Origin of the sequence: Leucobacter luti, from assembly GCF_004217175.1 — a bacterium.
In the GTDB taxonomy this organism is placed as follows: Bacteria; Actinomycetota; Actinomycetes; order Actinomycetales; family Microbacteriaceae; genus Leucobacter; species Leucobacter luti.
In genome coordinates, this window is the sequence record NZ_SHKI01000002.1 from 689,143 (window position 1) to 702,216 (window position 13,074).

The 13,074-nt window shown below is 73.2% G+C and carries 8 protein-coding genes and 2 pseudogenes; 3 read left to right on the forward strand and 7 right to left on the reverse strand.

Annotated elements, in window-relative coordinates; translation table 11 throughout:
* Nucleotides 1-5: 5 nt before the first annotated feature.
* A complete protein-coding gene (locus EV139_RS02845) occupies nt 6-2,408 on the reverse strand; it encodes an SDR family NAD(P)-dependent oxidoreductase (RefSeq protein ID WP_130452781.1) in 2,403 nt (800 codons plus the stop codon).
* Nucleotides 2,409-2,457: 49 nt separating this feature from the next.
* On the opposite strand from EV139_RS02845, the gene EV139_RS02850 reads away from it, so the two are divergent.
* Nucleotides 2,458-3,492 carry an AraC family transcriptional regulator gene (locus tag EV139_RS02850; RefSeq protein ID WP_198677421.1) on the forward strand — a complete coding sequence of 345 codons (1,035 nt, stop codon included), beginning with the start codon at nt 2,458-2,460 and terminating at the stop codon, nt 3,490-3,492.
* Between the two features lie 36 nt (nt 3,493-3,528).
* Here EV139_RS02850 and EV139_RS02855 read toward each other — a convergent pair whose 3' ends face one another.
* The 3 genes and pseudogenes from EV139_RS02855 to EV139_RS16040 form a co-directional block, all read right to left on the reverse strand.
* Complete coding sequence (locus EV139_RS02855; RefSeq protein ID WP_130452783.1) at nt 3,529-4,797, reverse strand: ABC transporter permease; 1,269 nt, start codon at nt 4,795-4,797, stop codon at nt 3,529-3,531.
* Nucleotides 4,794-5,492 carry an ABC transporter ATP-binding protein gene (locus EV139_RS02860; protein WP_241988945.1) on the reverse strand — a complete coding sequence of 233 codons (699 nt, stop codon included), beginning with the start codon at nt 5,490-5,492 and terminating at the stop codon, nt 4,794-4,796. Before EV139_RS02860 ends, EV139_RS02855 begins: the two co-directional genes overlap by 4 nt.
* A gap of 180 nt (nt 5,493-5,672) precedes the next feature.
* Nucleotides 5,673-6,125: pseudogene (locus EV139_RS16040) on the reverse strand (DMT family transporter); the annotation flags it as partial.
* 4 nt (nt 6,126-6,129) lie between these two features.
* Here EV139_RS16040 and EV139_RS16045 point away from each other — a divergent pair.
* Nucleotides 6,130-7,473, forward strand: a pseudogene (locus tag EV139_RS16045) (aminotransferase-like domain-containing protein); the annotation flags it as partial.
* Nucleotides 7,474-7,627: 154 nt separating this feature from the next.
* On the opposite strand, the gene EV139_RS02875 reads toward EV139_RS16045, so the two are convergent.
* The 3 genes from EV139_RS02875 to EV139_RS02885 all read right to left on the reverse strand — a co-directional run bounded on the left by EV139_RS02875 (nt 7,628) and on the right by EV139_RS02885 (nt 11,224).
* Nucleotides 7,628-8,608: a diacylglycerol/lipid kinase family protein gene (locus tag EV139_RS02875; protein WP_130452787.1), complete on the reverse strand. Its 981-nt coding sequence runs from the start codon at nt 8,606-8,608 to the stop codon at nt 7,628-7,630.
* Nucleotides 8,609-8,727: 119 nt separating this feature from the next.
* Nucleotides 8,728-10,398 (reverse strand): glycerol-3-phosphate dehydrogenase/oxidase, encoded by a 1,671-nt coding sequence (locus EV139_RS02880; protein WP_130452788.1) that lies wholly within the window; start codon nt 10,396-10,398, stop codon nt 8,728-8,730.
* A gap of 40 nt (nt 10,399-10,438) precedes the next feature.
* Nucleotides 10,439-11,224, reverse strand: coding sequence for a TetR/AcrR family transcriptional regulator (locus EV139_RS02885; RefSeq protein WP_130452789.1), 786 nt, complete (start codon nt 11,222-11,224; stop codon nt 10,439-10,441).
* 17 nt (nt 11,225-11,241) lie between these two features.
* On the opposite strand from EV139_RS02885, the gene EV139_RS02890 reads away from it, so the two are divergent.
* The gene (locus EV139_RS02890) at nt 11,242-13,074 is read left to right on the forward strand and encodes an FAD-binding oxidoreductase (protein WP_130452790.1); all 1,833 of its coding nucleotides are present in this window, start codon (nt 11,242-11,244) and stop codon (nt 13,072-13,074) included.

The following is a 13,074-nucleotide window of genomic DNA, read 5'->3' on the forward strand; positions in this document are numbered from 1 at the left end:
GAAGCTCAGGGGCTGTTGCGTTGGCGGGGCGCTGGGTGCGGCGCAGTATCGTGCGCTCGTGCTGCGCGATAGCGCTCGAGCCCGGGGCGGCCGAGGCGGCTGGCCCAGTCGCTCACACGGGGAAGTGCGCCGGGGGTGAGCATTGCCAGGCGCGCCAGGAGCCCGTCGACCCGCTGCGGGTACAGCTCGGGGCGCGGCCGGCGGAGTGCGCGCAGCACGGTCGCGGCCACGGCGTCTGGCTGCTGCGGCGGCGTGATGAACTGGGAGGGCTCGGCGCCAAGCTCGGCTTCGCGCGCCAGCATCGGGGTGTCGATCGCCGACGGCTGCACCACGCTCACCCCCACGTGGTACTTCCGGAGCGCGAGGGCGAGTGAGAGCGCCGCTCCGCGGAGGCCAAACTTGCTTGCCGCGTAGACCGGGTCGCTCCCCATCGCGATCACGCCGCCCAGCGAGCCGATGAACACGACCCGCGGCTGCGGCGACCGGGTGAGCGTGGGGAGCACCCCGCGCAGCAGCTGGAGCGGGGCCGTGAGGTTCACGCGGAGCTCGCGCGCCAGCTCGGCATCGCTGCGGTCGCCGAACTCACCACCGACCGACATACCGGCATTGCTGATGAGCGCGTCCACCCGGGGCAGCGCTGCAACATCGTGCGCGAGACGCGCCGCGCCGCCCTCGTCGCCGAGGTCGGCACCCGCGAGGGCGAGGTGCTCCTGGCCGGCGTCGCGGGGGAGCGCCGCGAGTAGGGCGGCGAGGCGATCACCGTCGAGGTCTGCGGCCACAATCGTGGCGCCGAGAGCCGCCGCCTGGTGCGCGATCCGCGACCCGAGGCCGCCGGTTGCCCCGGTGATCACGATCGTCGCGGCCGCAAAATCGAAGGCCGGCGGCCGCTCGGGCGGACGCGTGCGGGCACCCGGGCCCGGGGTGCCCGGGGTCCCCGGGGGCCGTGCGCCAGGGCCCCGCGCGCCGGGCGCACGCGCGGGGCGGGCCGGGCGGGCCGGCGGCGAGCCAGGGCGCCGCCAGCCCATGTCCGTGATCGTGCGCCGCACGGCGCGAGTAAACGCCTCGGCATCGATGTAGCCGTGGTGCCGCGGCGAATCGGTGAGCGTGAGCCTCCCGGTCAGGTCTGGGTGGTGGTCGGTGATGCGGCGGGCGAAGCGCCGCGCCGCCTCGGGGTCGCGTGCGCCGTCGGCGAGGTGCTGGGCGATGAGCGACGCGGCGAGGTCGAACAGCGGAAAGCCGCCCGCGTTGCTCTCGCCGAGCCCGATCGCTGAGAGGCCGGGGTGTCGACGGGAGAACGTGCCCAGGTACAGCTCGTCCTCGCCCACGCCGGAGATGAGCTCCTCCGCGTAGGGCACGCTGGGCGCGTACCCGGTTGCGGCGATCAGCGCGTCGAAGGTGTCGCGAACTCCGTCGGTGAACTCGACGGTGCGACCGGTAATCCGGGCGATGTCGGGGCGGGCAACCACCTCGCCCCGCCCCAGTGCCTGGAGCACCCGGGTGCCGATGATCGGGTGTGAGTCCTGGACGTGGTGATCCGGTCGCTGGAGCCCGTATTTCCGGAGATCTCCCACCACCACGCGGAGTGTGAGCTCGGAGAGGGCGCGCCGGAGCCGGCGGGGCAGCCACTCGGTCCCGGCGTCGAGCGTGTCGCTCGGGACCCCGCCGATGTACTTGGGTACGAACCAGTACCCGCGGCGCACGCTGATCGCGCAGCCCGCCGCAACCGGGCCAATGTCAGCGGCGATGTCGCAGCCGGAGTTTCCAGCGCCCACGATCAGCACGCGCTTCCCCGCGAAACGCTCGGGCTCGCGGTAGTCCCGCGCCGGGATTACCTCACCCGCGAACGAGCGGAGCGAGTCGGGGATCCGCGGCTGCCACTGCGCGCCGCTCGCGCAGATCACCGCGCGATACCGGGTCTGCGCGGCCGGCCCGGCACCTGCCGCTGGAGAGGTGGTGACGAGCCAGCCGCCCCCGTCGGCGGGCTCCACGCGGTCGACGGTGGTGCCAAACTCGATGCGGTCGTGCAGCCCCTCGGCGTGCGCAAAGGCTTCGCAATACGCGAGGATCTGTCGATGATCGGGATAGTCCGGGTAGTCGCTCGGCATGGCAAAGCCGGTGAACGCCGACAGCGTCTTACTCGAGATGAACCGGGCTGACTCGTACATCGGACCGCCGGGGCGGTCGATGTCCCAGATCCCGCCCACCCGATCGTGCTGCTCGAACTGGTGGTACGGCACCCCGTGCTCCCGGAGCGCGCGCGCCGCCGCCAGCCCGGCCGGCCCGGCGCCGACGATGCAGACCGGCTCGGGGGAGCCGGAGAGCTTGGACGGGCCGGGAGTACCAGAGAGATCGGAGGGGCCGAGGCCTCGCTCGGTGGTGGTCAGACGGTCAGCGTCCGCACGGCGCATGATTGTAGCCTCCTTTGGGGGTGCACTTCCGAGAATGAAGGAGTCCACCGTGCAACACGAGGACGCGCTCGGCCATCGCCCGGGCCGGAGCGGCCAGTATCCCGAGGTCACCGCGCCCGTGGCGCGACGTGCCGTCGACGCGGAGCTGGTTCGTATCACCGTGACCGTTGCGACGCGAGCCGGATACCACCTCGGGCCGGCGCTCGCGAGCGCAGGAATCAGCCCGGAGTCGCTCGGGTTCCCCGACGTGCGCATCTCGGTCGCGCAGGCGCACGCGTTTGTGGCCGCGGCGCAGACCACGGTGCCGGATCTCGGCCTGCTGGTCGGGGCGCGGCAAACCATCACCCAGTGGGGCCTGCTCGGACTCGCGATGCTCTCCGCCGACTCCGTGCGGCTCGCTCTGCGCACCGGCCTCAGGTACCGCGCGCTCGCGGGAGCGCTGGCCGAGGTGCGGCTTGAGACGGACCGGGCGGGGGTATCGCTCACCGCCGAGCCGCTTCCCGGGCTTGAGCGCGTCTCACGGTTCGTCGTTGAAGAACTGTTTGCGAGCGTCGCGGGCCTGTTGCGCTACGCCACCGGCAGCCTCACCGGACTCAGTGCTGAGTTCGCATTTCCGCCGCCCACGCAGCTTGAGCTCGCGCGCCGCACGTTCGGCGCCAATCTCGGATACCGCCGCCCAGCGTCACGGTTGCGTCTGAGTCGTGGCGTGCTCGATCGTCGACTGGCGACTGCGGACGCGTTCTGCCGGGCGAAGACGACCGCGCTGCTGGACGCGGAGCTCGTGCTGCGGCACCGGTCGCACGGATTCATCGCGCGGGTCGAGGCGCTGCTCGCTGCGCGCGTGGCGCAGGCCCCGCCGATCGCCGCGGTGGCCCGACACTTTCACCTCAGCGAGCGCACCCTGCGCCGGCGTCTCGCCGACGGGGGCACCACCTATCGCCTCCTGCTCGATGGCGTGCGGCGAGAACGCGCCCGCCAGTTGCTCGCCGCGGGGCAGCTGTCCGCCGATCAGGTTGCACGCGCCTGCGGGTTCAGCGATGACCGAAGTCTCCGCCGCGCCCAGCGCCGGTGGGGAGATAGCTGAGCGCGAGCGGAGCCCCGGCCCTGGGATCGGCCCCGATTAGCCGGAGGCGCGGAGCGCCTCGACCGGTTGCAGCCGTGACGCGCGGAGGGCGGGCACGAACGCCGCAACCGTCGCTGCGGCGGTGGTGCCCAGCACGATCGTGAGGAGCTGCGCCGGGGTGAACACGAACAGCTCAAGACCGGGGAGGTCGAGCCCAGCGGCCTCAATCAGCGCGGGTCCAGCCCAGATGCCGCCGCTCACGCCGAGGGCCACGGCGAGCGCGCTGCCGATGAGCCCGAGCAGGGTCGCCTCCAACGACACTGACGCAAACACGGCCGCGCGTGACATGCCGAGGGCACGATGCAGGCCGATCAAGCGCGTGCGTTCCTGCACCGACATGAGGAGGGTGTTGACCACGCCGAACAGCGCCGCAACGATCGCGATCACGGCGAGCACGTTCACGGTGAGGAGCACACCACTCGTCACCGACTCGATGTCGCCCATGGTGTCGCTCGTGGTGGTGGCGGCGAGGCCGGCCGCCCGGATCGCGGCGGCGCTCGCCGCAACGTCGCTGCTCACCACCGTTGCCATTGGGAACCACTCGGGCATTGCGTTCGGACCGCCGCCGAAGGTGGCACGCTCCGCCAGCCGCTCGTAGGGCTCGTTGGCGTAGGGCTGGTTGCCGCCGATCAGTGAGCGCAATTGGATTCCCACGACGGTCACGGTGAGTTCGTGGACGCGGTGGTCCGCGTCCGCGAAGCTCGTGGTGATGCTCCGCCCGAGCGCGGCCTCGGGGCTCGGGAACCCGAGCGGTGCGGTGGCGTGTTCTGGGAGCACGATCTCGGGCTCCTCGCTCGCATAGTCGAGCTGACGACCCGCGACGAGGCGGGTCGTCTTGTCTGGGACGAACCCGCCGTAGGTGAACCTGAATCGGTCGCCACTCGGCCCCTTGAAATACTGCGGGTTGAGCTCCGGTGACATGATGACGCGGGTGACCCCCGGAAGGCCCTCAAGCACCTGCGCATCGCGGTTCGACAGTGCGCGGGACTCAGCGCTCGGGGAAGCGGCCGCGGTCGCCTCGTCGTACGGCTCAAGCGATTTGCGGTCGAGCGCGGTGAGCGGCGGTGCCCCCGTGACGAGGATGATGTCTCGCGAGCCGAGCGCCTCGACCTGGTCCGCGATGTACCCGGTGATGCCCGCGCCCAGGCCGCCCGTGACGGTGAGGGTGAACGCGCCGATCATAATGGCAAGAATCGAGAGTAGCGCCCGCCCGGGGCGGCGGAAGGCGTTACGGAGCGCCTGCGTGGTGAGCTCGCGCGCGGTCACGCCATCGCCTCCGCCTCGGGTGCGGTGTCCGAGAGGATCGCCCCGTCCCGGATCGTCACCACTCGGTCGCACCGCGCGGCGAGGGCCGAACTGTGCGTCACGATGATCAGCGATGCCCCCGTGCCGCGGTGGAGCGCGAAGAGTGTCTCGGTGATCGCCTCACCGGTCTCGCTGTCGAGCGCTCCCGTCGGTTCGTCCGCGAACAGCACGCGCGGCTCGGTGACGAGTGCGCGGGCGATTGCCACGCGCTGCTGCTGCCCGCCGGAGAGCGTGTCGGCCCGCGTGCCGGCCCGATCCGCGAGCCCCACGGCGTCGAGGGCCGCGGTGGCGCGGGCCCGCGCGCCACGCGACGCCCCCGCGATTCTGAGCGGCACCGTGACGTTTTCGACGGCGCTCATCCGCGGGTCGAGGTGAAAGCTCTGAAACACGAAACCGAACTCGCGGTTTCGGAGTCGATCGGCCGCCCCGGCCCTGAGTCTCGTGAGGTCCACCCCGTCGAGGGAGACCGTGCCGCTCGTGGGCGCATCGAGGAGGCCCATCATGTTGAGGAGCGTTGATTTGCCGGATCCGCTCTCGCCGACGATCGCGAGCGACTCGGCCGGGTGCGTGGTGAGCGACACCCCGCGGAGCGCGCGGAAGGCGGAGCTTCCGGAGCCGTAGACCTTGGTGAGCGCACGGAGCTCGAATGCTGCCACAGCGTGTCCTTTCGGGTCAGCCATCCCTCCGTGATGCCACGATCGTACGTCGAAGCTGGGGGAAACTCGATCGGCACGGCGGCCTCACCCGGGTGGCCGAACCGCTGAATCGACGCGGTGGGCCGTCGAAGTGACGCCGCGACCGGGAGGTTCGAGAGGTGCCCGACGTACGGGAAAAAATCAGGTGCGTACCCGGTTGCGCGCACGCACGGCGAACAGTGCGCACCCGATCACGACGACCCCACCCAGCATGGTCGCCCACCCGAGCCTCTCGTGCAGGAGCAGCGCGGCCCACGCCAGGCTGAGGACCGGCTGGGCGAGTTGCACCTGGCTCACCTGCGCCATTGGGCCGAGCGCGAGGCCCCGGTACCACGCGAAGAAGCCGAGAAACATGCTGACCACCGCGAGATACCCGAATGCGCCCCACTCTGCGAGCGTTGCCGTGGGCGGGTGCTCCGTGAGCGCGAATGCGGAGAGGGCGAACATGAGCGGCGCGGCCGCGACGAGCGCCCAGGAGATGGTCTGCCAGGCACCGAGTTCGCGAGCGAGGAGGCCGCCCTCCGCGTACCCCACCGCGCACACGACTACCGCCGCGAACAGGAGTAGATCGGCCCAGCCGAGTGCGCCGAAGCCGACGCCCGGTGCACAGCTTCCTCCGAGTCGCGCGCTCGTTGCGGAGTTCGAAGCGAGTCCGGTCACGGTGCAGCGCGCACTTCGTGCGCTCACCGCCCAGGGCTTGATTGAGTCACGGCCGGGGGTCGGCACATTCGTTCGAGCGACGCGAACCACGCGTCCGCACGACTTTGGTTGGCAAACGGCCGCGCTCGGTGCTCCCGATTCTCGGATCCCACACCGTGTGGCAGCGCTTCGGACCGTGCTCGGAGAGGTGCTTTCGCTGCACTCCGGGTACCCGGACCCTGCGCTGCTCCCGGAGCGTCTCGTGCGTGCCGCGTTCGGGCGCGCTGGTCGGGCCGCCGCCGCCGTCGGTTGCGCGCCGAGTGCCGGGCTGCCCGAGCTGAGAGCGTGGTTCGCCGCCGAGCTCGGCTCGGCAACTGCGCCCGGGGTCACCGCTCCTGACACGAGCGACGCGATCGTGCTTCCCGGGAGCCAGAGCGGGTTGGGCTCGGTGTTTCGGGCCCTCGTCGGGGCCGGTCAGCCGCTTCTCATTGAATCACCCAGCTACTGGGGTGCGATGCTCGCTGCGGCTCAGGTCGGGGTGCGGCTCGTCCCGATCCCGAGTGGCCCCGCCGGACCCGACCCGGCAGAGCTTGATCGCGCGTTCACAGAGACCGGGGCGCGTGCCCTCTACGCGCAACCGAACTTTTCGAACCCCTTGGGTGGGCAGTGGTCGCCTGAGCGGGGTGCCGCAATCCTCGACACCGTGCGCGCGCACGGGGCGTTCTTGATTGAGGATGACTGGGCACACGACTTCGGGATCACCACCGCGCCGCACCCGCTTGCGGCTCACGATGACCAGGGCCATGTGGTCTACGTGCGTTCGCTCACCAAGAGCGTCTCGCCGGCTGTTCGCGTCGCCGGACTCATTGCTCGCGGTCCCGCGCGGGACCGGATTCTCGCGGACGTGCAGGCGCAGTCGCTCTACGTCAGTGCGGTGCTCCAGGCGGTGGCGCTCGATGTGGTGTCCCAGCCCGCATGGCGGTCCCACCTCACCAGGATCCGGACGGAGCTGGTCGGTCGCCGCGATCTCCTCGTCGCCGCGATTCGAGAACACGCCCCGGGCCTCCATCTGGAGGCCGTGCCCAAGGGGGGCTTGAACCTCTGGGCCGGGCTCCCCACGGGTGTCGATCTTCCGGAGTTTGTGCGCGCGTGTGAGGTCCGGGGGGTGGCGGTCGCAGCGGGGGACGAGTGGATCCCCGCGGAGCCGACCGGGCCGTTCGTGCGGCTGAGCTTCGCGGGCCCGCACCCCGCTGCCTTCCCGGAGGGGGCGCGCACCATCCAGGCGGTGTTGGACGGGAGTTGACCGGCCAGTCTCGGCGGCCCCGGCGCTCAGGTGCTCAGGTGCTCAGGCGTCCAGGTGCTCAGGCGTCCAGGCGCTCGGGCGTCCAGGTGCTCAGGCGTCCAGGCGCTCGGGCGCTCAGGCGCTCAGGCGCTCAGACGCGCGGGCACCCAAACCCTCAAGCGCCGCCGAGCGCCTCCGCCCGCGGCCCGGCGAGCACACGCAGCGCTCCGGGCCGCACCGTGACCGTAGCGGGGAGCGTCCCCACCCGCTCGCCGTCCACGAAGACGCCGAGCGGGTGATCAGCGTCGATCGTCACGGTGCGCGCGGACTCGACCCGCACCCCCGTAAATCTGAGGTGCGCGCCGCGGAACGCGGAGATGAGCACGGCGGCGAGCCGCACGAAGCCCCCACCCCAGAGGCCGACCACCTCGAGCGTGCCGTCGTCGATCCGGGAGTCGGGGCTGATGCGCACCCCGCCGCCGTACTGGCCGTGGTTCGAAATCGCCACGAGCCAGGCGCGCCCGCGCCGGGTGGCGCCGCCGCTCGTGACCGTGTAGTTCGCGCCCGTGAATCGGAACAGCGCGAGCAGAGCGCCGGCGATGTAGGTGAGCGGGCCGAGCTTGAGCCGGATCCCGTTGCCGAGCTCGTTGGCGACGCCGTCCAAGCCGGTGGCGCACACGCCGAGGAAGCCGCGCCCGCCCGCTGCGGGGCCGTCCGCGGTCGTCACCCAGGCGAGATCGATGCGGTGTTCGCGGTACGTGGCGACGGCGGCGGCCGCGGCGACCGGGTCGAGCCCGAGCCCGAAGCGGCGCGATGTGTCGTTGCCGCGCCCGCCGGGGAGCGGGAGGAGCAGCGCGCCGGTCTTCGCCACGGCCCCGGCTGCTGCCCCGATGAGGCCGTCCCCGCCGAGCGCGATCACGAGCGCATCCGGCCCGGCTCGGCGCACGCGGTCCGCGGCGTCGGCGAGGCTGGCGCTGTGGTGCACGACGGGCGAGAGGCCAGCGGCTTCGAGCGCCGCGTGCACGGCGGGGAGCGCGCGCAGGCCCCTGCCGCCGCCGGACACGGGACTCACGAGGAGGAGCGGGGTGTTTCGGGTGAGGGCGGGCTCGGCGGCGGCGCGCTGCGGCGCGCGGCGCGGCTGCGGGGTGTCGGTCATGGGAGCTCCGTTGCTCTCGAAGAGCGGGTCGATGGTGGGCGGGGAGCGGGCGTGAGGCCTGCAGGAATCGTAGCGGGTCAGCGACGTGGCCGGGGCCGGGGGGGGGGGGGGGGGCTGGGTCAGCTGGCCCCGTCGGCTCCGTCGGATCGGTCACCGCGCCCCTGAGCGCGTGGGCTGTCCCGCGCGAGGAGCGCGGCGACCGCTGGGGCAGCCGCACTGGAGCGCTCCGGATCGAACGCCAGGCGGGTGCGTCGGTGCAGCACATCTTCTGGCGTGCGCGCGCCCTCCGCGAGCACCGCGAAACGCACCTCCGCGCCAGTGACGCCAGCGCCGGGCGCGAGTTCCTCCGTGAGGATCGGATCGGCCGCGGCGAGCGCGGCCACCCGCGCGGCTTCCCACCCGTAGCGCGCGGTGAGGCGTGCGGCGATGGTCCCCCCGGGGTCCGCCCCGGGCCACTGCACTTGCCCGGCATTCCCGGCTCCGGGGAAGTTCCCGGAGCCGGGCGAGCCGAGCAGCGGCACGCGCGCCGTCACCGCCGCCCGTGCGCGGGGATCGCCCCCGAGCCGGCGCACCGCCGCGTCGACGGCCTCCTCGGCCATGCGCCGGTACGCCGTGAGTTTGCCCCCGGTGATCGTGATTGGCTCGCCGGGGCGGTCGCGCAGCAGGTGGCGGCGCGAGGCGTTCGCCGAGTCGGTGCCCGCGCCGAGTAGCGGTCTGAGGCCCGCGAAGCTGCTCAGCACGTCCGCGCGCGTGAGCGGGGTGTCGAGCGCGGCGTTTGCCACGCGGAGCAAGAAATCAACGTCGGTATCGGGGATCGCTGGTGCGTAGCCGTCTGCGCCGGGAGCGGGCTCGTCGGTGAGGCCCAGGTAGCACAGGCCGTTCGACTGCGGGAGCACGAACACGTAGCGTCCGAAGTGCCCCGGAACCGGGGCGGTCATCACCGCGCGCGGGTGGCCGAGGGTCGCGGACGAGATGACGAGGTGCGTTCCGCGGCTGGGCGTCATGGGGAGCCCCGGGGCGAAGTCGCCAGCCCACACACCGGCGGCGTTGATGACCACCCTGGCACGGATCCGCAGCTCGGTGCGGGGGGCGGCCGCGCTCGTGTCGGATCCGGGTGCCGGCCCCGCGTCGATCACGGCCCCGCGCTCGCTCGCGCTGAGTACCCGGCAGCCGGTGAGCACGTGTGCCCCGTGCCGGGCGGCCGTGCGGGCGAGGGCGACGACCAGCCGCACGTCGTCCTCGAGCGCCCCGTCCCAGTAGACGATGCCGCCACGGAGTCCCTCCTGTCGCAGCGCCGGCGCGAGCAGCCGCGCGCCGCGCGGGTCGACGCGGCGGGGCCGGGGGAGCACGCTCGCGGGGAGGCCGCTCGCGACGCGGAGCAGGTCGGCGATCCGGATCCCCGTTTCTGACAGCGCATCGGCCGCGGCGCCGCTCGCGCCGCCGCCGAAGCGCGGCACCAGGAAGGCGCGTGGCCGTACCAGGTGTGGGGCGATCCGGCGCATGAGCGCGGCACGCTCCACCGCCGACTCCCACGCGAGCGGGAGGTCGCCGCGGGCGAGGTAGCGCAGCCCTCCGTGCACCAGTTTCGAGCTGAAGCCGCTCGTGCCGCTCGCGAGATCGGCCGCCTCGCAGAGTGCGACGCTGAGTCCGCGGGTGGCCGCGTCGAGTGCGACGCCCGCGCCGGTGACCCCGCCGCCGATCACGAGCACGTCGACCTCGTGCTCGGCGAGGTGGGCGAGCGAGTGTGCTCGACTCGCCTCGTTCAGGTCCCCGCGTCGCGTCTGCGTCATGCCGTTCCCGTCCCGGGCCAACCGTGGCCCGTCGCTTCGTCTATGCGTGTGTGAGGTGCGCCCGCGCGGCGGTCGGCACGCGCTCGGCCCCGAACGCGGCCGCCACCAGATCGGTGAGCTCCGCGCACGCGCGGGCGAAGCCCCGGTCGAGGGCGCTCGATTCCGCGGCGGGGTCCGTTGCAGGGTTCGCTGTCGCCGTCGTGCCCCGGGTGAGGGGCGCGCCGAGCGCGACGCCCCGCACGAGGAGCAGGAGCGTGAGCGCGCTGGGCGCCTGCTCGGGAATCGAGCCGTCGGCGCGGCCCGCGTCGAGCAACTCGGAGATCGCGTCGAGCACGATCTCCTGGCTGCGCCCCAGCCGCCCGCTCAGGTACGGTTCGATCAGCTCCGGCTGCTGCGTGAAGACCGCGGAGACCAGCTCGGACTCCGCGAAGGCGAGTGCGCCGGCCCCGAGGAACTCGGCGAGTCGGGTGGCTCCGGATGCGTGTGCGGGCCCGGGAAGGGCCGCGCGGATCCGCGCCACCGCGGCGGTGAACTCCCGCGTCAGCGCGAGCAGCACGGCGTTGTCCATGCTGCCGAGCGCGCGATAGAAGGTCATGCGCGAGACTCCGGCGGCATCGGCGACGTCCTGCGCGGTGAGCTTGCGCGGGCCGTAGCGCCGCAGCCCCGCTGCGACCGCGTCGAGGAGCGCCTCATCGCGCGCGCTCGGCGCGGATCCCCGGCTGCGCACGGATTCCTCGTTCGGCACAGGCCCCCCGCTCAGCCCGGACTCCCGGCTCGGCGCTGATCCGGTGGCCTGAGCGGTTGCACTGTTACGATGTTGGCCCATGTGTCACACTGTAACGTATGGCTGCTGATATTACCGAGAGTGTTCCCCAGGCCCCCTGGTGGGGCTGGGCCGCGGCGGGCGCAGGGCTGCCCGAGGGTGCCGCGCGAGTGCTGCGCGCGCGGCTGGGCGCCGAGATCGGCGAGCCGGTCGCGCCCGCCGCGCTCGACGAGGTCGAGCTGCCCGAGCCCGAGCTCACCGCTGCCGCCCTCGAAGCGCTCGCGGGCGCCGCCGGGCACGCGGCGGTGTCGCAGCGCGCCAGTGATCGGCTGCGTCACGCTGCGGGCAAGCACACCCCCGACCTGCTGCGCCAGCGCGCCGGGCGGCCGCTCGCCGCCCCGGACGCGGTCGTCACCCCGGACACGGAGGCGGCGGTCGCCGCGATCCTCGGCGTCTGCGCCGCGCACGACATCGCCGTGGTGCCGTTCGGCGGGGGCACGAGCGTCGTTGGCGGCGTCGCACCACTGCGCGGCGGACACGCGGCGGTGATCGCCCTCGACCTCGGGCGTCTCGACGCGCTCATCGCGCTCGACGAGACCGACCGCACCGCCACGTTCGAGGCGGGCATCCGCGGCCCGGCACTCGAGCGGGCGCTCGCCGCCCGCGGCTTCACGCTGGGGCACCTGCCCCAGTCGCACCAGCAGGCCACCCTCGGCGGCTACGCTGCCACGCGCTCCGCGGGGCAGGCGTCCACCGGCTACGGGGCAATCGCCGAGCTCATCACCGGGATCCGAATCGAAACCCCGAGTGGCCGGCTCGACCTCGGCGGCCGCGCGCCCGCCTCCGCCGCCGGCCCAGACCTGCGTCAGCTCGTGATCGGCAGTGAGGGCGCGTTCGGCGTGATCACCCGCGTCACGGTCGCGATCCGTCGTGCGCCCACGCGCAAAGCGTACGGCTCGTGGGCGTTCCCGTCGTTCGACGCCGGGGCCGCAGCCGTGCGCGCGCTCGCGCAGGACGGTGGCCGGGGCGATCTGCCCGAGGTGTGCCGCCTCAGCGACGAGGAAGAGACCGAGCTCACGCTCGCCCAGTCAGACAGCGGGGCCACGCGCACGCTGCGCCGCTGGCTCGGGCTCCGCGGGATCGACACCCCGGCCCTGCTGCTCGGCGTCTGGGAGGGCACCGACGGCGAGGTGCGCCGCCGCCGCAGCCGGGCCGCCCGGATCCTCCGCAGCCACGGTGGCGTGCCCACCACCGAGCGGCCGGCGGCCGCGTGGGACGCCGGCAGGTTCGGAGCGCCGCGGTTGCGCGACGAACTGCTCGCCGTCGGCGTGATGGTCGACACGCTCGAGACCGCGGCCACCTGGTCGGAGCTCCCCGAAACGCACCGCGCCGTCGCCGAAGCGATCCGCGGGGCGCTCGCCGCAGGCCCTGCTACCACAGGATCCGGCGCCGCCGGCTCAGGCTCGGGGGCGAACGCCGGAACCGCAGCTGGCAGTGCGGGGGCGCCCAGCGCGGTGCAGGGGCACATCTCGCACATGTACCGAGACGGTGCCTCGCTCTACTACACGTTCATCGCCGCCGCTGAGGCAGACCCGATCGCGCAGTACGAGCGCGTCAAGGCAGCGGCCAACGCCGCGATCCTCGCCCGGGGCGCCACGATCACCCACCACCACGCCGTGGGGACCGAGCACGCGGCCCTGCTCCCGGCCGAGATCGGCCCGCTCGGCGTTCGCGCGCTGCGGGCCGTCAAGGCCGAGCTCGACCCGGCGGGCATCATGAACCCCGGAAAGCTCCTGGGCGCCCCAGCCGCCGCGAACGCCGCGGCGGCCGGCGGTGCGACGGAGCCGGCACCGGAGCCGGCCCCCGGCAATCCTGTGCTCGATTCTTCCCCGTCAGCGGCCTCGAACGGGTAG